This window comes from Gryllotalpicola daejeonensis, assembly GCF_039538145.1.
Taxonomy (GTDB): Bacteria; Actinomycetota; Actinomycetes; order Actinomycetales; family Microbacteriaceae; genus Gryllotalpicola; species Gryllotalpicola daejeonensis.
In genome coordinates, this window is the sequence record NZ_BAABBV010000001.1 from 1,139,821 (window position 1) to 1,160,673 (window position 20,853).

The window sequence follows — 20,853 nt, forward strand, 5'->3', positions numbered from 1 at the left end:
CACTTCGTCAAACCAAAAATGCCGCCCCGAGGGGCGGCATTTTTTGGACGCGTTGGTCAGTTGGCTCCGATGGCAGCCGCCAGTGCGTCGTGAAGCTCCTTGGCCTCGTCGTCGTTGACAGAAACGACCAGCCGGCCGCCGCCTTCCAGAGGAACGCGCACGATGATGAGCCGCCCCTCCTTCACAGCTTCCATGGGTCCGTCTCCGGTTCTCGGCTTCATGGCCGCCATGTAGCTCCCCTTTCCTGGTTTGTACTCATTATCCCGCACGCCCGGCTGCGCCAGGCACCACCCGACAGCGTCCGCCTCGTTAGGGGGGTGACCAGTCGTAGTCGCCGATCGTCCAGGCGAGCAGCAACCAGCCGACCTGCGCCGCGATGAACACCACGACCATGCCGATGCGGTGCCACCTGGCCCTCGGGGCGGCCACGACGCCGAGCGCCGGGAACAGCGGAAGCAGGATACGGAACGTGCTCGACTGGGGGAAGAACACCGCGAGAACGTAGAGGCCGTACGACGCGATCCACAACCGCAGCTCCATGCCGAGGCGCCGCGCAGCCGGCACGACCAGGAACAGCACCCCGAGCGCCACGAGCGCCGCGAGCGCGAGATAGCCGACCCACGCGGGCAGGTGCAGCCACAGCGTGAACCACCACTTCGCGCCCTGGATCCACGGCGTGAACGGCACGAGCGGCTGCCACCCCGTGTACGAGACGCGCCACGACAGCTCCGTCTCGGTGTACGCCCCCGGGTAGCCCGTCACGTGGTCGGCGATCACGGGCCAGGCCAGGCCTGAGACGAGGGCGACGAGCGTCGCGATGACGGATGCCACCAGCTCAGGCATCCGGAACTCTTCAGCCCCCCGCCAGGCGCGCCAAAGCCGCCACACGACCCACAGGCCGAGTGCCAGGGCGAGCGCGACCTCGCCGGGGCGCGTGAACGCGGCGATGACGATGAGGGGAAGCATCCACCAGAAGCGGCGTTTCACCCAGAGATAGAGGATGCCCGCCAGCAGCAGCGTGAACATCGCCTCCGCATACGCGACCTGGAACAGCGCGGCGACGGGCGCGACCGAGAACAGCACGGTCGCGTACATCGCCGTCGACGGGCGCAGACGCGCGCGCATCAGCTTGTAGAACACGAGCGTCGCGCCCCAGGCGCACAGCACCGTGACGAGCACCGCGGATGCCTCCCACGACATCCCCGTGAAGAGCATCAGCCCCTTCACGACGTAGGGGTAGACCGGCAGGAAGGCCCACTGGTTCTGCGCGAGGTGGCCGGTCGTGTCGACCTGCAGGGTGCTCGGGTAGCCGACCTGGGCGATGATCTCGTACCAGCGGCCGTCCCAGATGTTCGCGAAGTCGAGGTAGCGCGGGCGGGCGCCCGTCCACGCATTGGGGCCCTCGATGGATGCCTGCCACAGCAGCAGCACCGTGTCGAGGGCGCGCCCCAGGATGAAGACGACCGTGACGCGCGACCACCACGGCAGGCGGCGCCAGCTCAGCGAGCTCATCTCTCGCATGCGGTCAGCTCAGCCAGGCGCGCAGGGCTTCTTCGCAGGCGGTGATCTGCTCCACGGGCACCCGCTCGTCATCGGCGTGCGCGAGGCTCGGGTCGCCGGGGCCGAAGTTCACCGCGGGGATGCCGAGGGCGCTGAAGCGCGCGACGTCCGTCCAGCCGTACTTGGGCTTCGCCTCGAGGCCGACGGCGTCGAGGAACTCGCGGGCGAGCGGGTCGTCGAGGCCCGGACGGGCGCCGGGCGACATGTCCTTCAGCTCGAACTCCCCGAGCGGCTCGAACAGCGCGCGCATCTTCGCCTCGGCCTGCTCGGCGCTGCGCGACGGCGCGAACCGGTAGTTCACATGGACGCGGCACTCGTCAGGGATGACGTTGCCCGCCACTCCCCCGCTCACGAGCACCGCGTTGAGGCTTTCGCGGTAGTCCAGCCCGTCGACGGTGAGCGTCTCCGGCTCGAAATCGGCGAGCAGCTGCAGGATCGGCGCGGCCTTGTGAATGGCGTTCTCGCCCATCCAGGCGCGGGCGCTGTGGGCGCGCTTGCCGCGCGTGATGACGTCGAAGCGCATCGTGCCGTTGCAGCCGCCTTCGACGGCCCCGTTGCTCGGTTCGCCCAGGATCGCGAAGTCGCCGGCCAAGAGCTCGGGGCGGGTGCGCGCGAGCCGGGCGAGCCCGTTGAGGTCGCTCGTGACCTCTTCGTTGTCGTAGAAGAGCCAGGTCACGTCGACGCTCGGGCTGCTGAGCTCTGCGGCAAGCTTCAGAGCGACGGCCACCCCCGGCTTCATGTCGACGGTGCCGCGGCCCCAGAGGTACTCGACGCCGTCGACGGTCTCGAAGCGGGTCGGCAGGTTGCCGTTGACCGGCACGGTGTCGATGTGGCCCGCGATGACGACCCGGCGCGCGCGACCGAGCTGGGTGCGCGCGACGATGAGGTCGCCGTCGCGGAGGACGTCGAGGTGAGGCATCCGATTCAATGCCTGCTCGATCTCGTCGGCGATCGCCTTCTCGTTGCCGCTGACCGACTCGAGATCGCACAGCCGGCGGGTCAGTTCGATCGAGGACGCGGACAGATCGAGAGGGGCCACGATCTCTAATCTAGAGGGGTGACTGACTCCCGCCTTGCCTGGGGCTACGGCCTCGCGACCGTTGCCGTCGACGACACCGTGCTCGACACCTGGTACCCCGAGCCGCAGCTCGGACCGCTGCCGGAGGATGCCGAGATCCCCGCGGAGCTCGCCGCACTCGCCGGGCCGGACGAGCGACGCAACGTGCGCCTCGAGGCGGTTGTGGTCGCGATCGATCTGGATGCCGCCGTCGCCGGCACCTCCGACGCGTATCTGCGCCTGCACCTGCTCTCGCACCTGCTGACCGCGCCGAACACGCTGAACCTCGACGGCATCTTCGCGCACCTGCCGAACGTGGTGTTCACCTCGGCGGGGCCCGTGTCGGCCGCCGACTACCCGGCGCTGCTGCCGACGCTCAAGCGGGCGGGCATCCAGGCCTACGCGGTCGACAAGTTCCCGCGTCTGCTCGACTATGTCGTGCCCGATCGCGTGCGAATCGCGGATGCCTCGCGTGTGCGCCTCGGCGCGCATCTCGCGCCGGGGACCGTCGTCATGCACGAAGGCTTCGTCAACTTCAACGCGGGAACGCTCGGAACGTCGATGGTCGAGGGCCGCATCTCGCAGGGCGTGGTCGTCGGTGACGGGGCCGACATCGGCGGCGGTGCGTCGATCATGGGCACGCTCTCGGGCGGCGGAACGCAGCGGGTCGTCATCGGGTCGGGCGCGCTGCTCGGCGCGAACGCCGGCGTGGGCATCTCGCTCGGCGACGACTCGGTGGTCGAGGCCGGCCTGTATGTCACGGCCGGGTCGAAGGTGCAGCTCGTGGGCGAGCGCGACGAGAACGGGCAGCCCGTGTCGGTCAAGGCCGTGGAGCTGTCGGGGGTTCCGAACCTGCTGTTCCGGCGCAACTCGCTGACCGGTGCGATCGAGGCCGTCCAGCGGCAGGGCAAGGGCATCGAGCTGAACTCGGCGCTGCACGCCTAGACCCGAGCGTCGGTGCGAAACCTGCGGAAAAACTGCGGCAGTCTTGCGGCAATGCGTGGCGCAGAGTGAGGCAAACCCGCAGTGAAATCGCGGGGGGCACCACAAGTGGGGCACGGCCGCCACTGACGCCCAGGGGTTGCACAAAGCAACCGAAGTTGCCAGCGTCGCACGGCACAACTTCCCTGACGGCGACTGGCAACGCGGCACCCCCGCGAAAGTGACGATTTCTCCTCTCAGGACTTGACGGGTACAGGTCCGTCTATCCCCCACCGGGCGCAAGCCCGGATGGGGCCTTTCCCGGGCCCGAACGGCTCGATAGTTTCGGCGCCGTGGGGACAGCTAGACAGCAGGACGAGAAGCTCATCGTCGATCACCTGCCGCTGGTGGGGTACGTCGTCTCGGACGTCGCCGGACGCGCCGACCACCTGAGCCGCGACGACCTGGCGGCCGCGGGCGCCGTTGCGCTGGTCGAGGCTGCGCGCGCATTCGACGCGAGCCGCGGGGTGCCGTTCGGTGCGTACGCCCGCGAGCGCATCGCCGGCGCCGTGCGCGATGAGATGCGCCGAGCCGACTGGGCCGGCCGCGCGGCCCGCCGCCAGATCACCGAGACCCTGCACGCCGAGGAGCAGCTGACCGCAGCCCTCGGCCGCACCCCGACCACCGCCGAGCTCGCCGACACCCTCGGCGTCGACCACGCGACCGCGGCGCAGGGCCTCGGCTTTGCACACCGCACCGTCGCGAGCCTCGAAGACACCATGGTCGAGGTCGTGAGCCCGCAGCTCTCCCCCGCCGACGTCGCGATCATGCGCGAGCGGCTCGAACTGCTGCGCCAGGCGATCGACGCGCTGCCCGAGCGGTTGCGCCTGATCATCGAAGAGGTCTATCTCAAGGACCGCCCCGTCACCGAGGTCGCCGCAGAGCTCGGGGTGACGCACGGCGCCATCTCGCAGCAGCGCAGCCACGCGATCGCTCTGCTGCGCGGCGCGCTCGACTCCGTCTACGAGAGCGGCGCCCGCCCCATGCCGACGTCGCCCCGTGCGCTCGCGTACCTGGATGCATTCCGCATGAGCGCGGGCCGTGCCCCCAAAACGGGGAACATCGCGTAACCGCGGTAACGGATCCGACGAGCCGGCCGATAGTCGTCGGCGTAACACCCCGCACCCACGGATGGGTGCGGTCACCCACATCAAGGAAGAGACGATCATGGGATTCTCCGTCAACACGAACGTGTCGGCACTTCAGGCGTACAACAACCTGAACAACACGCAGAACAAACTGCAGACCTCGCTCTCGCGCCTGTCGAGCGGCTACCGCATCAACAACGCCGGCGACGACGCCGCCGGCCTGTCGATCTCCGAGGGCCTGCAGGCGCAGATCTCCGGCAACCAGGTCGCGAGCCGCAACGCCCAGGACGGCATCTCGCTGCTCCAGACCACCGACGGGGCGCTGACCCAGGTGCAGTCGATCCTGCACCGCGTCCGTGACCTCGCCGTGCAGGCCGCGAACGACTCGAACAACGACGACTCGCGTACGGCGATCCAGACCGAGGTGACGCAACTCGCCAGCGAGCTGACCCGTATGGGCGGCGACACCAACTTCAACGGGATCAAGCTCCTCGACGGTTCGGGCACCGCCCTGACCTTCCAGGTGGGCGCCGGCTCGGACCCCGCCTCCGACCAGGTTGTCGTCGACCTCTCCGGTGCCAACGTCAACGCCGTCGGCACCGCGATCGCCGGTCTCACCTTCAACAGCGCCGCCAACGCCAGTGCATCCATTGCGGCCGTCGATGCTCAGATCAAGTCGGTTTCGACCGCGCAGGCGACCATCGGCGCGACCGAGAACCGCTTCGCGGACGCAGTGCAGACCCTGGCCGTGACCGGCCAGAACCTGTCGGCCGCGAACAGCCGCATCCAGGACACCGACATGGCGAGCGAGATGGTCAACTACTCGCAGCAGTCGATCCTGCAGCAGGCGGGCGTCTCGATGCTCGCCCAGGCCAACGCCTCGAGCCAGGGCATCCTGAAGCTCCTCGGCTAAGAGCCACCGGAGCGGGGGCGCGCGAGCGCCCCCGCTCTTCAACAACCAGGAAAGGACAGGTGACATGACTACCCCGCTCACGGGCCTGTCCTCCGGCCTGGACACCACGAGCCTGATCCAGTCGATGATGGCGGCGGCCTCGCAGCCGAAGACGCTTCTCGACCAGCAGATCTCCACGCAGCAGGCCACGGTCGGCGACCTGCAGAAGCTCAACTCCGCTCTCGCGAGCCTCGCCCAGCTGACCGACCAGTTCACCGGAACGAAGCTCGCCGCCTTCTCCGTGTCGTCGAGCCAGGCATCCCTCGCCACCGGCACGGCGGAACCCACAGCCGCACCCGGCCAGCTCAGCTTCACCGTCGACCAGCTCGCCACGCGCCAGGTCGAGGTCACCGGCGCGCTGTCGTCGTGGCCGACGAATCCGCCCACGCTCACGCTGGTCGCGGCGGACGGCACACAGACCTCGATCACCCCCAGCTCGAACAGCCTCGACAGCGTCGTCCAGGCGATCAACGCGGCGAGCGCCGGCATCACCGCGCTCAAAGTGCAGGCGGGCACGGATGCCTCGGGAAACGCCCTCTATCGCCTGCAGCTCTCGAGCAGCCAGACCGGGGCGAACGCCGCCTTCACGGTGCTCGACGGCACGGGTGCCGACATCATGGGCCAGCCGGGAAGCGCCGTCGTCAGCACCGCGCAGGACGCGCAGCTCACGCTGTGGCCGGGCACGGCCGCGGCGCAGACGGTGACGAGCGCGACCAACGCGTTCACCGATCTGATGCCCGGCGTCGACGTGACCGTGGCGCAGACGAGCACCGACGCGGTCACGCTCACCGTCGGGCAGGACCTCGACGCAGAGTCGCAGACCGCGTCGACCCTCGTGTCGTCGGTGCAGAGCATCCTCTCCGGCATCGCCCAGGGCACGGCGGTCACCTCGACGACCGACGCGAGCGGCAACACCACGGTCACCTTCGGCTCGTTCACCGCAGACGGAACCGTGCGCGGCGCCGCCCGCGACCTGACCGACGCCATGACCCTCGACGTGAACGGCGTCTCGCCGTCGTCGATCGGCTTCAACCTCGCCAAGGACGGCACGATCAGCTTCGACCAGGACACGTTCGAGGCGGCGATGGCTGATGACCCGCAGGGCACGACCCAGCTCTACAACGCCATCGCCGCGCGCGTGAACGCCGTCGCGACGCAGCTCTCGGACCCCTACAGCGGCACGCTGACCAGCGAGATCACGAGCGACAACAGCTCGATCACGGCGATGCAGCAGAAATCCGACGACATGCAGACCCTGCTCGACCAGCAGCAGGCGACGCTGCAGCAGCAGTTCGCCTACATGGAGACGATGATGAGCCAGATCCAGTCGCAGGGGTCGTACGTCCAGTCCTACATCGATGCGCTCACGAGCTCGTCGTCGTCGAAGTCGAAGTGACCAGGAGGCAGAAATGACCACCACCGCCTTCCAGGCGCGCAGCGCGTACGCCCGCGACGCCGTGCTCAATGCCACGCCGGCGCAGCTCGTCGTGATGCTCTACGACCGCCTCGAGCTCGACCTGCGTCGGGCCGAGCTCGCCCAGGCCGAGGAACGCTGGGCTGACGCGAGCGCACCGCTGCGCCACGCGCAGGACATCATCACCGAGCTGCAGCTCTCGCTGCGCCTCGACGTGTGGGACGACGCCGAGAAGCTCTTCGCGATCTACACCTATGTGCGCAACGCCTTGGTCGCGGCGAACGTCAGCCACGACATCGAGCGCACGCGCGAGGCCGCACGGCTGATCGCGCCGCTGGCCGCCGCCTGGCGCGGCGCAGCGGAGCAGGTGGGGCAGCAGCAGTCCGCGCAGCACGGCATCGACCAGCAGGGTGCGCTCGGTGTCGCCTGAGGCTGACGAGCAGGCCTGGCGCGAGCTGCTCTCGAGCCTCGAGGCCGAGGTGCGCACGGCTCGCGCCGGCGAGCAGCTCGAGCCGTGGCAGCCCCCTGCCCAGATGCCGCCGCTGCCGGCATCCCTGCTCACTCGCGCCCTGGCGCTGCTCGAAGCGCAGGCCGAGCTCCGAGCAGCCGTGACGGCGCAGCGCGACGAGATCAGGCGCGCCCTCGCGCGGACACGGCGCGCGGCGGCCGCCGGCGGGCGCGGGCCGGTCTACCTCGACGCCGTGGGGTAAGGAACCTCAAGAAAACCCAAAGACCCCCACAACGGGGCAAGGGGCTAACGAGCCCCGACTGCGCCCCGATAGGCACTCGCGGAGAGCACGGATTCGCTCCCGCGAGCGGCCACGGATCGGCCGGACTTCAACCGACCAGTCAGTCGTCCTTGTGGGGATCAGCATGATCGAATCCGTGACCCAGGCGGCGCTTTCGAGCGCCATCACCGGCCTCTCGACCCGGCAGCGCGCGATCGCGAACAACATCGCGAACATCAACACCCCGAACTACCAGGCCCAGCGCGTGACCTTCGAGGACGCGCTCGCGCAGTCGGTCGCGCAGGGCAGCGGGGTGGTGGCCCCGCAGACGCAGGTCTCGCTCGAGCCGACGCAGCTCAACGGCAACAACGTCAACCTCGACGAGGAGACGCTGGACAACGTCGAGACCGGGCTGCGCTATCAGTTCGCGACCCAGGCGATGAGCCAGCAGTTCCAGTCGCTGACCGCCGCGATGAAGACCGTCTGATGGCCGACGCGATCGGAATCGCCGGCACCGGCCTCACGGTGCACCGCAAGTGGCTCGACGCCATCTCGGACAACATCGCCAACATCAACACCGCCGAGCCGATGAACGGCCCGGCGTTCCAGGCGCGCTACGTCGACGTGCAGGCCGGGCCGGGCACGTCGGGCGTGTATGTCTCGGGCGCCGCGTACGGCTCGGCGGAGGGGCGCGTCACGTACGACCCCGAGAACCCCGAGGCCAACGCGGACGGGTACGTGCGGATGCCTGACATCGACCTCGGCAGCCAGATGGGCGCCCTCATCATGGCCCAGCGCGGCTACCAGGCGAATGCTGCGGTCGTCGACCGGGCGCAGGACGCCTATGAGGCCGCGCTCAAGATCGGGGCGAACTGATGAGCGGCATCGGGGCGGTGTCGGGGCTGTCGAGTCTGTCCGGCCTGTCGGCGATGACGCCCCTCTCTGCGACGGAGACCCCCGAGACATCCGGCACGCCCGCGGCAGGCGGCTCAGGGAACTTCGCCACCGCGCTCACCAGCGCGGTCGACGCCGTGCAGGGAACGCAGGAGACCGCGAACACGCTCGCCGTGCAGGCGGTCACCGGCAACCTCGACGACATCGCCGACGCCACCATCGCGGCGACCCGCGCCCAGGTGACCATGGAGCTCGCGAGCACCGTGCGCAACAAGGGCGTCGACGCGTTCAACCAGATCATGAACATGCAGGCCTGATCGCATGCCCGCCGCCCTGTCCTCCGTCTTCCGCCGTCTCGGCGCGTACTTCCGCGGCTTCAGCGCCGCGCAGCGCACCGTCGCGATCATCGGCGTCGCGGCGGTCGTGCTCGGCGGCATCGCGCTCGCGAGCTGGCTCGGGAAGCCGGACTACGCACCGCTGTTCACCGGCCTGCAGGCCTCTGACGCCTCGGCGATCGTCGACCAGCTGACGAGCGACGGCGTGCCGTACCAGCTCGAAGACGGCGGCTCGAGCGTGCTCGTGCCGCAGGACAAGGTCTACGCCGAGCGTCTCAAGGCCGCCTCGAACAGCCTGCCGTCGGACACCACGAGCGGCTACGCGCTGCTCGACAACATGGGCGTGACGACGAGCCAGTTCCAGCAGGACGTCACCTACAAGCAGGCGATGGAGGAGGAGCTCGCGTCGACCATCCAGGCGATGGACGGCGTGAAGACGGCGTCGGTGAAGCTCGCGATCCCCGAGCAGACGGTCTTCACCGACGAGAAGAGCGACCCCACGGCATCCGTGTTCGTCGCGACGACCGGCAAGCAGGACCTCACCGACGACCAGGTGGACGCGATCGTGCACCTGACGAGCGCGTCGATTCCCGACATGAAGCCAACGGATGTCAGCGTGGTCGACGCCTCGGGAAAGGTGCTCTCGGCGGTCGGCGGCACGACGACCGACGCCGCGGGCAAGAGCCAGACCGCCTACGAGGCGAAGACTCAGCAGTCGCTGCAGGCGATGCTCGACACCATCGTCGGCCCCGGCAACTCGACCGTCGCCGTCTCGACCGACGTGAACTCGAGCACCGCGCAGCAGACCTCGACCGAGTACAGCGTTCCCACCGGGTCGCCCGCGGCGACCGAGTCGGCGCAGAGCGAGCAGTACAGCGGCTCGGGTGCGGGCGCGACGTCGGCCGGCGTTCTCGGGCCCGACAACATCGCGGGGCCGACGGATGCCTCGGGCAACGGCTCCTACACGAACACCGGCTCGTCGAAGACCAACGCGCTCAACCAGACCACGACCAAGACGACGACGCCGCCCGGCGCCGTCACCCGCCAGACCGTCTCCGTGGCGGTCAGCCAGAAGGCCGCGAAGGACGTGGATCTGAACGGCCTGACGCAGCTCGTCGAGTCGGCGGCGGGCTACAACGCGCAGCGCGGCGACATCGTCACCGTGCAGGCCGTGCCGTTCTCGACGAGCGCCGCCGCGAACGCCCAGAACGCCCTCGATGACGCCGCCGCGCAGCAGAAGGCGCAGGCGCAGCAGAAGCTCATGATGAATCTCGGGCTCATCGGCGGCATCGTGCTCGTGCTGATCGCCGCGATCGTCGCCCTGGTCGTCACCCGCCGTCGGCGGCCCGCGAGCTCGCCCGTGCTCGTCGACGAGGTGCTCGACGCCGACGAGATGGCCGAGCTGCTGCCGGGCCTCGGCCCGCAGACCGCGCCGCTGCCCGACCCGGCGCCGGGCCCGGGCGCGCTGCCGGAGACCCTCGTCATGCCGACCGTCGAGGCCGCGTCGCTCGAGGCGCGCAAGCGCGAGGTCACCGCCCTCGCCGGCGCCGACCCGGCCCACACCGCCTCTGTGCTGCGCGCGCTCATGGAGCAGGAGGTGCAGATCTGATGACTCCCCCGCTCTCGGGCACCCAGAAGGCCGCCGTCGTGCTCATGAACCTGCCGGAGCAGACGGCCGCCACCGTGCTCAAGCAGCTCACCGAGGCGGAGGCCGAGGACATTGCCGCCGAGATCGTGCGCCTGCGCCGCGTCGACGCCGACACCGTGGCGCGCGCCTTCGACGAGTTCCGCCGCATCTCCTCGAGCGGGCCGCTCGCGGTGCGCGGCGGCCGCGACGTCGCGACCGGCATGCTCACCGCCGCCTTCGGCGACGACGGCGCCGCGGGGCTCATGGGGCGCGTCACCTCGCAGGTGGCCGGCAAGGCCTTCGAGTTCCTCGACGACGTCGACCCCTCGCAGATCGTGACGCTGCTCGACGGCGAGCTGCCCCAGACCGTCGCGCTCGTGCTCGCGCACCTGGCGCCGGCCGCCGCGGCCCGCGTGCTGGCGCTGTTCGACGAAGAGGACCGCATCGAGATCGCGCGCCGCATCGCGACCATGTCACCGGCGCTGCCCGAGGCGGTCTCGATCGTCGCCGCGTCGCTCAAGTCCCGTTCGGTGGCGGTCGTCGCCCCGCGCGCCGGAGCCGACGCGATCGGGGGCGTGCAGCCGCTCGTCGAGATCATCAACCGCTCGGATGCCAAGACCGAGCGCGCCATGCTCAGCGGCCTCGACGAGCGCGACCCGGAGCTCGCCGAAGAGGTGCGCTCGCGCATGCTCACCTTCGCCGACCTGGTGCGCTTCGACCCGCGCGACGTGCAGCAGGTGCTGCGCGGCACCGACCCCGCCGTTCTCGCCGTCGCGCTCAAGGGCGCGAGCGAGGCGGTCACCCAGACCGTGCGCAGCAACCTCTCGGAGCACAACCGCTCGCTGCTCGACGAAGAGGTCCGCCTGCTGCCGCCGGTGCGCGCATCGCAGGTCGACGAGGCCCGCGCCACCGTCGTGCGCGCGATCCGCGAGCTCGAGGCGAGCGGCGGCATCACGCTGCACCGCGCGACGGAGGAGGACGTCTATGTCGACTGAGCAGGTCGAAGAGCTGTCGTTCGCCTCGGTCGCGTTCGCCGATGCGGTGAGCACCACGGCCGCGGGCGGAAGCGCCGCCGCCGCCGTGCGCCGCGACGCCGAGCTGCGCGGGTACGCGGCGGGCTACGCCGCAGGTGCGCGCAGGGCCGAGCGGATGCTTGAGGAGCGCCGTGCCGCCATGGAGGCAGCCGACCGGAAGCTGCGCGAGGCCGCCGCGGCGGCCCAGCGGGCCCGCGACGCCCGCCTCGAGCAGGTCATCGCCGCCCTCGAGGCGCGCCTCGAGCCGACGATCGAGTCGGTGCGGGGCGCCCTGCTCGCCGGCGCCGTCGAGCTGGCCGAGGCGCTGCTCGGGCGCGAGCTCGCCGACGACGAGCTCTCGGCCCGCGCGATCGCGCAGCGCGTGATCGCCGCCGACCCGGAGCGCGCGGTGACCCGGGTGCGGGTGAACCCCGCCGAGGCATCCGACGTCGCCCTCATGCTCACCGGCCGCTCGGTCGACGTCGTCGGCGACCCCGAGCTCGCCCGCGGCGACGCGATCGCCGAGCTGCCCGACGGCCTGCTCGACGCGCGCATCACGACTGCCATCGCACGTGTGCGGCGCGCGCTCGCCGAGGACGGTGCGCTGTGAGTTTCCCCGCCGAGCTGCTCGCCCCCGCCGCACCGGAGGTGGTCGGCCGCGTGACCGCGGTGCGTGGCCTCGGCCTCGAGGTCGTGGGTCTGCGTGCCGCCGTCGGCGACGTGATCGAGATCGCCGGCCCCGCCGGCCCCGTGGCAGCCGAGGTCGTTGCCCTCGCCGAAGGGCGCCTGACGCTCATGCCGCTCACCCGCGTGGCCGGGGTACAGGCGGGTGCCGCGGCGACCACCGCTCTGCGCCCCGCCGCCGTGCCGGTCGGCCCCGGCCTGCGCGGCCGGGTGCTCGACGGACTCGGGCGGCCCATCGACGGGAAGGGCCCGCTCGCGGCATCCGCCCGGGTGCCGCTCGCGAACCCCAGCCCGTCCGCCATGCTGCGCGCCCGCGTCACCGAGCCGCTGCAGACCGGCGTGCGCGTGCTCGACACGCTCACCACGCTCGCGCGCGGCCAGCGCATGGGCCTCTTCGCGGGATCCGGCGTCGGCAAGTCGAGCCTGCTGTCGATGATCGCGCACGGCACCGATGCCGATGTCACGGTCATCGCCCTCGTCGGCGAACGCGGCCGCGAGGTGCGCGAGTTCCTCGAGGACGACCTCGGCGACGACGGGCTCGCCCGCTCGATCGTCGTCGTCGCGACCGCCGACGAGCCCGCGCTCATGCGCCGCCGCGCCGCGTTCCTCGCCACCCGCATCGCCGAGGCCGAGCGCGCGGCGGACCGCCACGTCGTGCTGATGATGGACTCGCTCACCCGCGTCGCGATGGCCCAGCGCGAGATCGGCCTGTCGGCGGGCGAGCCGCCGGCCACCCGCGGCTACCCGCCGTCGACCTTCGCGGTGCTCGCCGAGCTGCTCGAGCGCGCCGGCGCCGACGACCACGGCACGATCACCGGCATCTACACCGTGCTCGTCGACGGCGACGACCACAACGAGCCGATCGCCGACTCCGCCCGCTCGCTGCTCGACGGGCACGTGGTGCTGCGCCGCGAGATCGCGATCGCCGGTCGCTACCCCGCCGTCGACGCACTCGCCTCGATCAGCCGTCTCGCCGGCAAGGTGTCGAACAGCCACGACCGAGCCGCGGCCGCCGCGCTGCGCGCAGTGCTCGCCGCCCGCGAGCAGGCCCGCGACCTCGTCGACGTCGGCGCCTACCGCCCGGGAGCCAACGCACTCGTCGACCGCGCGCTCGCCCACGAGGCCGAGATCTCGGCGTTCCTCGGGCAGGACCTCGGCGAGACCGTCCCCGCCGAGCGCTCGTGGCGTCAGCTGCACGACCTCGTCGAGGCACTCGAGAAGACCTCGCCCGCCACCGCAGTGAAGGAGCCCGCATGAGTCCCCGCGCCCGCCTCGCGGCCCTGCTCACGCTTCGGCGCACCGAGCACGACCAAGCCGCAGCAGATCTCGCCACCGCCTCGCAGCGGCAGCGTGACACCGAGGCCGTCACCGCGCGCACCCGCGCGGCGCTCGATCACCTCGCCCCGGCCGCCGCCGACGTGCACCAGCTGCGCGCGATCGCCGCGGCGCGCCTCGCCGCCGCCAACATGCTCGACGAGCTCGGGGCGCAAGAGGCTGCCGCCCAGGGCGCTCTGGACGAGGCATCCGCGACATATACCAGCGCGAGCATGCGCCTGCGCGCCGTCGAGAAGCTGCACGACCGCGCCGCCGCCGAAGCCCGTGAGGCAGAGCTCGCCCGCGAGCAGGCCGTGCTCGACGAGATCGCGCAGCGCCGAACGGGGGCGGGCGCATGAGCGTGGTCGATGCCGTCGCGCGGGTCGCTCAGCTGCAGAGCGAGATCGCCGCTCTGCGCGGCGCAGGAGCGCAGAGCAGCCAGAGCACGCAGAGCGCGGGCGCGAGCGCGTTCGCCGCGCTGCTCGGGCAGGCGACGGATGCGTCGCCCGCAACCGCCGCGCAGAGCACCGCTTCCGGCCAGGCCGGCGGCTCGGTCACCGGCCAGCAGATCGTGCAGGACGCCGAGAAGTACCTCGGCGTGCCGTACGTCTTCGGCGGCGAGTCGACGAGCGGCATGGACTGCTCGGGCCTCGTGCAGACCGTGCTCGGCGACCTCGGCATCTCGGCCCCGCGCGTCGTGCAGGACCAGGCGAAGATCGGCACGCCGGTCGCCTCGCTCGCCGACGCCCAGCCCGGCGACCTGATCGTCGAGAAGGGCAACGGCCACATCCAGATCTATGCGGGCGACGGCATGATCATCGAGGCCCCACGCCCCGGTGAGAACGTCGTCAAGCGCAAGGAATGGCTGAGCGCCGACCAGATCGGCACGATCCGCCGTGTGGCGCAGCCTGCGCAGAAGGCGCAGGCCGCGCAGTCCGCACAGCCCGGCGCCGCCGATGCGGGCGCGCAGCTGGCTGCCCTGCTCGCACCGGTCGTGGCACAGGCCACCGCGTTGAGCGCGGCGCTCGGCACCGACGCGGGCGAAGGGGGCGCCGCGGCGGCATCCGTCACCGCGACCTCGTCGTCTGCATCGGCAGTCGCGTCGCTCGCGGCCGCCCTGCTTCCCGGCATGCCGGGGGCCGGGGATGCCTCAGCTGCGGCAGCCGCTGCGAGTGCCGCCGCGCCCGCCGCGTCTACAGCGCCGGTGCCCCCTCCCGCCGACTACTCGAGCCAGCTCACCGGCCCGATCACGCAGCTCGTGACCCAGCCCGACGGCAGCCACACCGTCGTCGTGCGGGTCGTCCCCGAGCAGCTCGGCCCGGTCACGGTCGACGCGCACCTGACAGAGCACGGCCTGCGCATCGAGCTCTCGGCGCCCACTGACGCGGGCCGCGACGCGCTGAACGGCGTGCTCGGCGACCTGCGCCGCGACCTCGCCGCCGGCGGCATCAGCGCGAGCCTCTCGCTCGGCGAGACCCAGACCGGCACCGCGGGCGACGGGCAGGCGCAGGCCGGTGCGCAGCAGGCGCTCTTCGAGCTGCTCGAGGAGAACCGCTCGGGCCGGCCGGTGACGCAGGCGGCCGCCGTGTCTGCGACCCAGGCCCGTGCCGCCGCCCTCTCCCCCGACTCCCTTCTCGACGTCCTGGCATAAGGAGCACCGTGACAGACCCCATCTCCGCGACGAGCGGCGCAGCGGCAGCCGCCACCACGCCGTCGATCTACTCGCCGGCCGCGACGAGCACGCCCAGCCAGGCCATGGACGGCTCGATGTTCCTGCAGCTTCTCGTGACCCAGCTGCAGAACCAGGACCCGTCGAGCCCCATGGACACCGATCAGATGATCAGCCAGACCACCCAGCTCGCCATGATGGAGCAGCTCACGACGCTCTCGTCGACGACGACCGAGGGATTCGCGCTGCAGATGCGCGCCGCCGCCTCAGAGCTCATCGGCAAGCAGGTCTCGTACACGAACTCCGCAGGCGACACGGTTTCCGGCACCGTCGGCTCGGTCAGCTTCGCCGGCCAGATCCCGACCGTGACGGTCGGCTCCGATCACATCTCGCTCGACGACCTCACCGGCGTCGCTCAGCCCACCGCTTAACCCACCGAAAGGACGACATCATGCTGCGTTCGCTCTACTCCGGCATCTCGGGCCTGCAGGCCCACCAGACCATGCTCGACGTCACCGGCAACAACATCGCCAACGTCAACACGGTCGGCTTCAAGTCCTCCGCGGTCGAATTCGAGGACACGCTCTCGCAGGTCGTCGGCGGCGCGACCGCGCCCGGCGCGCAGCTCGGCGGCTCGAACCCCGCGCAGATCGGCCTCGGTGTCAAGGTCGCGGGCATCTCGACCAACTTCACGCAAGGGTCGGCCGAGTCCACCGGCAAGCCCACCGACCTGATGCTCAACGGCGACGGGTTCTTCGTCGTCAACGTCGGCGGCACGAACGAGTACACCCGCGCGGGCGACTTCGACTTCGACTCGAGCGGCCAGCTGGTCTCGCTCTCGGGCGGCCTCGTGCAGGGCTGGACGGCCGACGCGGCCGGCAACATCAACACGGGCGGCGCGATCGGAAACATCGTCCTTCCGACCAACTCGGTCGCCCCCGCCGCGACCACCACGAAGGCGCAGTTCTCGGGCAACCTGCCCTCGAACGCCGCGGCGGGCACGGTCGTCAGCCGCGACCTCGACGTCTACGACGCGGCCGGCCACAAGACGACGCAGAGCCTGACCTTCACGAGCGACGGCGCAGGCAACTGGGATGTGAAGAGCGGCGCCGCCGACCTCGGCACGCTGACGTTCTCGAACGGAACGCTCACGAGCGGCGCGACGCTGGCCGACGGCCCCATCACGCTCGACGTCTCGAAGGTCACCGGCTACAGCGACCTGTCGACGCTCGCGCTCGACGGCCAGAACGGCCACGGCGCCGGCACGCTCACCGGCTACTCGATCGGCAACGACGGCACCATCACGGGCTCGTACAGCAACGGCGCCATGCAGGCCATCGCGCGCATCTCGATCGCGAACTTCACGAACCCCGGAGGTCTGCAGAAGGCCGGCGGCTCGTTCTACACCCAGTCGCCGAACTCGGGGGCCATGACGCTCGGCAGCGCGGGCGACGCCGGCTTCGGCTCGCTGAGCGGCGGCTACCTCGAGGCCTCCAACGTCGATCTGAGCCAGGAGTTCACGAACCTGATCGTCGCCCAGCGCGGCTTCCAGGCCAACGCCCGCATCATCACGACGAGCGACTCCGTGCTGCAGGAGCTCGTCGACCTGAAGCGCCAGTAGGCCCCGGCATGATCGTCGTCACGCGCCTGAATCGCGAGAGGCTCGCGCTCAATCCCGACCTGATCGAGCGCATCTCCGAGAACCCCGACACGACGATCTACCTCGTCGACGGCTCGAGCCACCTGGTGCGCGAGCCCATGACCGAGGTCATCGACCGCATCCACGACGCCCGCGCCATGGTTCTGGCCCGGGCCGCCGCGCAGAACGCGCGCGACGCACTGAAGTAAGGCACCCCACTCATGGACATCGCACTGATCCTCGGCATCGTCGGCGCCTTCGGCGCGCTCGTCGCGATGCTGACGCTCGAAGGCCAGAACGTCACGGCGATCCTGCTGCCGGCGCCCATGATCATGGTGCTCGGCGCGACCATCGCGGTCTCGTTCGCGAGCAGCACGATCCCCGATGTGCTGCGGGCGTTCCGCACGATCCCCGCCGCTTTCAAGGGCAAGACGGTGAAGCCGGCCGACGCGATCGAGACCCTCGTCGGAATCGCCGAGAAGGCGCGCAGGGAGGGGCTGCTCTCTCTCGAATCGGATGCTGCAGAGGCATCCGACCCGTTCTTGAAAGTCGCCCTGCAGAACGTCGCCGACGGGGCGGACGAGGAAGAGCTGCGCACCGTCCTCGACGACCAGATCGCGCTGCACGAGCGCGCGGGCAAGGCGGCGGCGAAGTGGTTCAAGACCGCCGGCGGCTACGCGCCCACGATCGGCATCATCGGCACCGTCGTCTCGCTCACGCACGTGCTCTCGAACCTCTCGAGCCCCGACAAGCTTGGGCCGCTCATCGCGAGCGCCTTCATCGCGACGCTGTGGGGTCTCGTCTCGGCGAACTTCATCTGGCTGCCCCTCGGCGACCGCATCGACCGCCTCACCGACATCGAGATCGAGCGCATGCAGCTCGTGGTCGAGGCCGTGCTCGCGATCCAGGCCGGCGCCGGCCCCCACCTGCTCGCCGAGCGCCTGCGCGCCATGACGCCGCAGACCCCGAAGCGCGAGGCGCGCGCCAAGGACCGCACCGGTGACGACGACGACCCCCAGTCGGGCGCCGAGCTCGAGCTGCAGGACGCCGCCTGAGATGGCCGCCCGCCGCAGCCGCCGCACGAGCACCTCGTCTGAGCACCACGTCGACGAGCGCTGGATGGCGTCCTACATGGACATGGTGACCGTGCTCATGTGCATGTTCATCGTGCTGTTCGCCATGTCGACGGTCGACGCGCACAAGTTCCAGCAGCTCAAGACGTCGCTCGCGACCGGCTTCGGCGAGGTCAAGACGCAGAAGGTCGACACCGCCAAGGGCGTGATCGTGCCGCCCAAGTATGTGGGCAAGGACGGGGAGATGACGGATGCTTCGCAGAAGGCCGCGCTCGAGCTCGCGCGCCTCGAGAAGCTCGAGCAGGAGATGAACGCGGCGCTCGCGGCCCAGGGCCTGCAGAACGCCGTGGGCTACGACATCGACGAGCGCGGCCTCACCGTGCACCTCGTGGGCGCGAACACCTTCTTCGCCGCCAACTCGACCGAGCTCACGCCCGTCGCCCAGCGGGTGCTCGCCGCGATCGCCGGCCCGCTCAACACGGTCGGAAACCAGCTCGCGGTCGAGGGGCACGCCGACTCGCGCCCGCCCCAGCCGCCGTATGCCACCAACTGGGAGCTGTCGACCGGCCGAGCCGTCTCCGTGCTGCGCGCGCTCGTCGAGCACGGGCACGTCGCGGGCACCCGCATCGGCGCCACCGGCTACGGCTCGGAGCGCCCCGCCGCGAAGGGCACCAGCGCCGCGGCGCTCGCCGAGAACCGGCGCGTCGACGTCGTCGTGGTGAGCGACCAGCCCGATGACGTGCGGGCGCTGATCCCCGCCCTGGTCGCCGCCGAGAAGCAGGCACAGAAGGGAGCGCAGAGCTGATGGCCGTCCTACCCGCCGACACCGACTATCTCCACTACGACTTCCGCAGGCCCACGACGCTCGCCCGCGAGCAGTCGCGCGCCCTCGAGCTCGCCTTCGAGACCTTCGGGCGCCAGTGGGGCACGCAGCTCACGGCCAAGACGCGCGTGCGCGCGCAGGTCGTGTTCGAAGCGGTCGCGATCCGCACCTATGACGACTACACGCGCAGCCTGCCGCCGACCACCGTCATGCTGCTGATCGGGCTCGAGGCCTCGGCCTCGGGAGCCCGCGGGGTCCTGCAGTTCCCGGCGCCCGGCGGCCTCGCCTGGATCAGCCGGATGCTGGGCGGCACGGAGTCCGGGGCTGACGGCACGACCGCCCCGCTGCCCGAGCGCGGCTACACCCCGGTCGAGCAGGCGATCGTGCGCCGACTGCTCGAGGACACCGTCGACGACCTGCGCTACTCGTTCGGCGCGCAGCTTCCCGGCACGGTCGTCTTCGACAGCATCCAGCACAACTCGCAGTTCGCCCAGGCGGCGGCCCCCGCCGACCTCATGATCATCGCGACCTTCCGCGTGACCGTCGGCGACCGGTGCGACACCGCCACGGTCGCCCTGCCGGCCGACGCGATCCTGCCTGCGCTCGTGGCGCCGCCCGCCGGCGACGACGCGAACGGCGACGGCATCCGCTCGCAGATCACGACGGTCCCCGTTCAGCTGGCCGTCCAGCTCACCCCGCTGCCGGTGACCGCCGGCCGCGTCATCTCGCTCGCCGTGGGGGACGTCATCCGCCTGCCGCACGCGAGCCACAAGCCCTTGGACGTCGTCGTCGACGGTGTTCCGGTCGCCCGCGCGAGCGCAGGCGCATCGGGCAGCCGCCGCGCCTGCGTCGTCACCGACACCGAGGAGATCGCCCGATGACCGACACCACCTTCGCCTCCGCCGCCGTGCAGGCCGTGCTCGCCGAGCAGGTGCGCACCGCCGCGCTGCAGCTCGTGCTGCAGCTGCCCACCGTCGCCCGGCTCACCCCGGCGCCCCTCGAGGGACCGGCCGCCCCGGTCGACGACTGGGCCGCAGGCCACGCCGTCGTCGGCACCTTCGTCGGCCAGGGCTCGTACCGGGTGGCGCTCGCGCTCGCGCCCGAGCTGCTGCCGGCGGCGGGCGATGGCGCCGACGTCGTCGTCGACTACGTGCGCGGTGCCCTCGAAGACGCGATGGGCGCGTTCGGCGCCGGCGTGCTCACGGGCCTCGACGTCGACGACGCGCGCGAGCTGTTCGCGACACCAGAGGCCGTGGTCGTGCGGCTCGACGACTCTGGCTCGCCGGTCGGCGCATTCGGCGTGCTGCAGACCTCTGGCCCGCGCGCGGGCGGCGACGTGCTCGAGCGCCTCGGCCGCCTCTCGGGCGTCGAGATGGACCTGACCGTGCAGATCGGCCGCACCCGACTGCTGGTGCGCGACGTGCTCGACCTCGAGGCGGGCTCGATCATCGAGCTCGACCGCTCGGCGGGTGCACCGGCCGACATCCTGCTCAACGGCCGCCTGATCGCGCGCGGCGAGGTCGTCGTCGTCGACCAGGACTACGCCGTGCGCGTGACGAGCATCGTCGAGGCGGCAGTCAGAGCTCTGTGATGGACGGAATGCTCCAGATCCTGCGCGTGCTGGTCTCACTGGCGGTCGTCTTCGGCCTGCTGTGGTTCCTCGCGCGGCGCATGCGGCGAGGCACTGGTGCCGCCGGGCGCCGCACGTCGACCGTGCGCGTGCTCGGCAAGGCCGGCGTGGGCGGCAAGGCGCAGGTCGTCGTGGTCGAGACCGAGGGTCGCCGCATGGTGCTCGGGGTCACCGAGCACGGCGTCTCGGTGCTGCACGACGCCGACGCTCCCCCGCTCGAAGCGGTCGAGCCCGCGGCATCCCCGGCCCCGCTCGCGCCCGTCGTGCACCTGCCCTCGTTCGAATCCCTGATCTCGCGCACGCAGTGGAGCGGCCTGTCGCAGCAGCAGGCGCCCGCGAAGCGCGGCCGCCGCGCGGCCGGGCGCTGAGCAC

Annotated in this window: 26 protein-coding genes; 23 read left to right on the forward strand and 3 right to left on the reverse strand. The window is 71.1% G+C overall.

What is annotated here, in order from left to right; genetic code table 11:
• Window positions 1-56: 56 nt before the first annotated feature.
• The 3 genes from ABD736_RS05630 to dapE form a co-directional block, all read right to left on the reverse strand.
• Window positions 57-230, reverse strand: coding sequence for a DUF3117 domain-containing protein (locus ABD736_RS05630; RefSeq protein WP_120788076.1), 174 nt, complete (start codon window positions 228-230; stop codon window positions 57-59).
• 79 nt (window positions 231-309) lie between these two features.
• Window positions 310-1,512, reverse strand: a complete 1,203-nt coding sequence (locus tag ABD736_RS05635; protein ID WP_344790761.1) for a hypothetical protein — start codon at window positions 1,510-1,512, stop codon at window positions 310-312.
• 13 nt (window positions 1,513-1,525) lie between these two features.
• A complete protein-coding gene (gene dapE, locus ABD736_RS05640) occupies window positions 1,526-2,599 on the reverse strand; it encodes a succinyl-diaminopimelate desuccinylase (RefSeq protein WP_344790762.1) in 1,074 nt (357 codons plus the stop codon).
• Window positions 2,600-2,617: 18 nt separating this feature from the next.
• Here dapE and dapD point away from each other — a divergent pair, with 18 nt between their 5' ends.
• From dapD to ABD736_RS05755, 23 genes are all read left to right on the forward strand, one after another.
• Window positions 2,618-3,562: a 2,3,4,5-tetrahydropyridine-2,6-dicarboxylate N-succinyltransferase gene (gene dapD, locus ABD736_RS05645; RefSeq protein WP_344790763.1), complete on the forward strand. Its 945-nt coding sequence runs from the start codon at window positions 2,618-2,620 to the stop codon at window positions 3,560-3,562.
• A gap of 329 nt (window positions 3,563-3,891) precedes the next feature.
• Complete coding sequence (locus ABD736_RS05650) at window positions 3,892-4,668, forward strand: sigma-70 family RNA polymerase sigma factor (RefSeq protein ID WP_344790764.1); 777 nt, start codon at window positions 3,892-3,894, stop codon at window positions 4,666-4,668.
• 97 nt (window positions 4,669-4,765) lie between these two features.
• On the forward strand, window positions 4,766-5,599 hold the full coding sequence (locus ABD736_RS05655) for a flagellin N-terminal helical domain-containing protein (RefSeq protein ID WP_344792213.1): 834 nt from the start codon (window positions 4,766-4,768) through the stop codon (window positions 5,597-5,599).
• A 64-nt stretch (window positions 5,600-5,663) separates the two neighbouring features.
• Complete coding sequence (gene fliD, locus ABD736_RS05660) at window positions 5,664-7,034, forward strand: flagellar filament capping protein FliD (RefSeq protein WP_344790765.1); 1,371 nt, start codon at window positions 5,664-5,666, stop codon at window positions 7,032-7,034.
• Window positions 7,035-7,047: 13 nt separating this feature from the next.
• Window positions 7,048-7,482 carry a flagellar export chaperone FliS gene (gene fliS / locus ABD736_RS05665; RefSeq protein ID WP_344790766.1) on the forward strand — a complete coding sequence of 145 codons (435 nt, stop codon included), beginning with the start codon at window positions 7,048-7,050 and terminating at the stop codon, window positions 7,480-7,482.
• Window positions 7,472-7,762 (forward strand): hypothetical protein, encoded by a 291-nt coding sequence (locus tag ABD736_RS05670; protein WP_344790767.1) that lies wholly within the window; start codon window positions 7,472-7,474, stop codon window positions 7,760-7,762. Before fliS ends, ABD736_RS05670 begins: the two co-directional genes overlap by 11 nt.
• A 163-nt stretch (window positions 7,763-7,925) precedes the next feature.
• The gene (locus ABD736_RS05675) at window positions 7,926-8,267 is read left to right on the forward strand and encodes a flagellar basal body rod protein FlgB (RefSeq protein WP_344790768.1); all 342 of its coding nucleotides are present in this window, start codon (window positions 7,926-7,928) and stop codon (window positions 8,265-8,267) included.
• Complete coding sequence (locus ABD736_RS05680) at window positions 8,264-8,656, forward strand: flagellar basal body rod protein FlgC (RefSeq protein ID WP_344792214.1); 393 nt, start codon at window positions 8,264-8,266, stop codon at window positions 8,654-8,656. The genes ABD736_RS05675 and ABD736_RS05680 overlap by 4 nt, the downstream gene beginning before the upstream one ends.
• A 53-nt stretch (window positions 8,657-8,709) precedes the next feature.
• Window positions 8,710-8,991, forward strand: coding sequence for a flagellar hook-basal body complex protein FliE (gene fliE, locus ABD736_RS05685; RefSeq protein ID WP_486326977.1), 282 nt, complete (start codon window positions 8,710-8,712; stop codon window positions 8,989-8,991).
• Between the two features lie 4 nt (window positions 8,992-8,995).
• On the forward strand, window positions 8,996-10,618 hold the full coding sequence (gene fliF / locus ABD736_RS05690) for a flagellar basal-body MS-ring/collar protein FliF (RefSeq protein WP_344790770.1): 1,623 nt from the start codon (window positions 8,996-8,998) through the stop codon (window positions 10,616-10,618).
• Window positions 10,618-11,631 carry a flagellar motor switch protein FliG gene (fliG, locus tag ABD736_RS05695; RefSeq protein WP_344790771.1) on the forward strand — a complete coding sequence of 338 codons (1,014 nt, stop codon included), beginning with the start codon at window positions 10,618-10,620 and terminating at the stop codon, window positions 11,629-11,631. Before fliF ends, fliG begins: the two co-directional genes overlap by 1 nt.
• Window positions 11,621-12,259 carry a FliH/SctL family protein gene (locus ABD736_RS05700; protein ID WP_344790772.1) on the forward strand — a complete coding sequence of 213 codons (639 nt, stop codon included), beginning with the start codon at window positions 11,621-11,623 and terminating at the stop codon, window positions 12,257-12,259. The genes fliG and ABD736_RS05700 overlap by 11 nt, the downstream gene beginning before the upstream one ends.
• The gene (locus ABD736_RS05705; RefSeq protein WP_344790773.1) at window positions 12,256-13,590 is read left to right on the forward strand and encodes a FliI/YscN family ATPase; all 1,335 of its coding nucleotides are present in this window, start codon (window positions 12,256-12,258) and stop codon (window positions 13,588-13,590) included. The genes ABD736_RS05700 and ABD736_RS05705 overlap by 4 nt, the downstream gene beginning before the upstream one ends.
• Window positions 13,587-14,006: a flagellar FliJ family protein gene (locus tag ABD736_RS05710; protein WP_344790774.1), complete on the forward strand. Its 420-nt coding sequence runs from the start codon at window positions 13,587-13,589 to the stop codon at window positions 14,004-14,006. Before ABD736_RS05705 ends, ABD736_RS05710 begins: the two co-directional genes overlap by 4 nt.
• A complete protein-coding gene (locus tag ABD736_RS05715; RefSeq protein ID WP_344790775.1) occupies window positions 14,003-15,298 on the forward strand; it encodes an NlpC/P60 family protein in 1,296 nt (431 codons plus the stop codon). Before ABD736_RS05710 ends, ABD736_RS05715 begins: the two co-directional genes overlap by 4 nt.
• A gap of 8 nt (window positions 15,299-15,306) precedes the next feature.
• Window positions 15,307-15,747: a flagellar hook capping FlgD N-terminal domain-containing protein gene (locus ABD736_RS05720; RefSeq protein ID WP_344790776.1), complete on the forward strand. Its 441-nt coding sequence runs from the start codon at window positions 15,307-15,309 to the stop codon at window positions 15,745-15,747.
• 20 nt (window positions 15,748-15,767) lie between these two features.
• On the forward strand, window positions 15,768-16,937 hold the full coding sequence (locus ABD736_RS05725) for a flagellar hook protein FlgE (protein ID WP_344790777.1): 1,170 nt from the start codon (window positions 15,768-15,770) through the stop codon (window positions 16,935-16,937).
• Window positions 16,938-16,945: 8 nt separating this feature from the next.
• Window positions 16,946-17,164 carry a flagellar FlbD family protein gene (locus ABD736_RS05730; RefSeq protein ID WP_344790778.1) on the forward strand — a complete coding sequence of 73 codons (219 nt, stop codon included), beginning with the start codon at window positions 16,946-16,948 and terminating at the stop codon, window positions 17,162-17,164.
• 12 nt (window positions 17,165-17,176) lie between these two features.
• The gene (locus ABD736_RS05735) at window positions 17,177-18,010 is read left to right on the forward strand and encodes a motility protein A (protein WP_344790779.1); all 834 of its coding nucleotides are present in this window, start codon (window positions 17,177-17,179) and stop codon (window positions 18,008-18,010) included.
• Window position 18,011: 1 nt separating this feature from the next.
• Window positions 18,012-18,833, forward strand: a complete 822-nt coding sequence (locus tag ABD736_RS05740; RefSeq protein ID WP_344790780.1) for an OmpA/MotB family protein — start codon at window positions 18,012-18,014, stop codon at window positions 18,831-18,833.
• On the forward strand, window positions 18,833-19,732 hold the full coding sequence (locus ABD736_RS05745) for a flagellar motor switch protein FliM (protein WP_344790781.1): 900 nt from the start codon (window positions 18,833-18,835) through the stop codon (window positions 19,730-19,732). The genes ABD736_RS05740 and ABD736_RS05745 overlap by 1 nt, the downstream gene beginning before the upstream one ends.
• Entirely contained in the window at window positions 19,729-20,442 is a 714-nt protein-coding gene (gene fliN / locus ABD736_RS05750) for a flagellar motor switch protein FliN (protein WP_344790782.1), read from the forward strand. The genes ABD736_RS05745 and fliN overlap by 4 nt, the downstream gene beginning before the upstream one ends.
• Window positions 20,442-20,849, forward strand: a complete 408-nt coding sequence (locus ABD736_RS05755) for a FliO/MopB family protein (protein ID WP_344790783.1) — start codon at window positions 20,442-20,444, stop codon at window positions 20,847-20,849. Before fliN ends, ABD736_RS05755 begins: the two co-directional genes overlap by 1 nt.
• The last annotated feature ends 4 nt before the right edge of the window (window positions 20,850-20,853 follow it).

Bases quoted from the DNA above. Each gene is read 5' to 3' on its own strand.
- ABD736_RS05735 (WP_344790779.1), top strand. From the start codon at position 17,177: ATGGACATCGCACTGATCCTCGGCATCGTCGGCGCCTTCGGCGCGCTC.
- ABD736_RS05740 (WP_344790780.1), top strand. From the start codon at position 18,012: ATGGCCGCCCGCCGCAGCCGCCGCACGAGCACCTCGTCTGAGCACCAC.
- ABD736_RS05710 (WP_344790774.1), top strand. From the start codon at position 13,587: ATGAGTCCCCGCGCCCGCCTCGCGGCCCTGCTCACGCTTCGGCGCACC.
- ABD736_RS05700 (WP_344790772.1), top strand. From the start codon at position 11,621: ATGTCGACTGAGCAGGTCGAAGAGCTGTCGTTCGCCTCGGTCGCGTTC.
- fliN (WP_344790782.1), top strand. From the start codon at position 19,729: ATGACCGACACCACCTTCGCCTCCGCCGCCGTGCAGGCCGTGCTCGCC.
- ABD736_RS05745 (WP_344790781.1), top strand. From the start codon at position 18,833: ATGGCCGTCCTACCCGCCGACACCGACTATCTCCACTACGACTTCCGC.
- fliD (WP_344790765.1), top strand. From the start codon at position 5,664: ATGACTACCCCGCTCACGGGCCTGTCCTCCGGCCTGGACACCACGAGC.
- ABD736_RS05755 (WP_344790783.1), top strand. From the start codon at position 20,442: ATGGACGGAATGCTCCAGATCCTGCGCGTGCTGGTCTCACTGGCGGTC.
- ABD736_RS05725 (WP_344790777.1), top strand. From the start codon at position 15,768: ATGCTGCGTTCGCTCTACTCCGGCATCTCGGGCCTGCAGGCCCACCAG.
- fliE (WP_486326977.1), top strand. From the start codon at position 8,710: ATGACGCCCCTCTCTGCGACGGAGACCCCCGAGACATCCGGCACGCCC.
- ABD736_RS05630 (WP_120788076.1), bottom strand. From the start codon at position 230: ATGGCGGCCATGAAGCCGAGAACCGGAGACGGACCCATGGAAGCTGTG.
- fliF (WP_344790770.1), top strand. From the start codon at position 8,996: ATGCCCGCCGCCCTGTCCTCCGTCTTCCGCCGTCTCGGCGCGTACTTC.
- fliS (WP_344790766.1), top strand. From the start codon at position 7,048: ATGACCACCACCGCCTTCCAGGCGCGCAGCGCGTACGCCCGCGACGCC.
- ABD736_RS05675 (WP_344790768.1), top strand. From the start codon at position 7,926: ATGATCGAATCCGTGACCCAGGCGGCGCTTTCGAGCGCCATCACCGGC.
- ABD736_RS05655 (WP_344792213.1), top strand. From the start codon at position 4,766: ATGGGATTCTCCGTCAACACGAACGTGTCGGCACTTCAGGCGTACAAC.
- fliG (WP_344790771.1), top strand. From the start codon at position 10,618: ATGACTCCCCCGCTCTCGGGCACCCAGAAGGCCGCCGTCGTGCTCATG.
- ABD736_RS05715 (WP_344790775.1), top strand. From the start codon at position 14,003: ATGAGCGTGGTCGATGCCGTCGCGCGGGTCGCTCAGCTGCAGAGCGAG.
- ABD736_RS05635 (WP_344790761.1), bottom strand. From the start codon at position 1,512: ATGAGCTCGCTGAGCTGGCGCCGCCTGCCGTGGTGGTCGCGCGTCACG.
- ABD736_RS05730 (WP_344790778.1), top strand. From the start codon at position 16,946: ATGATCGTCGTCACGCGCCTGAATCGCGAGAGGCTCGCGCTCAATCCC.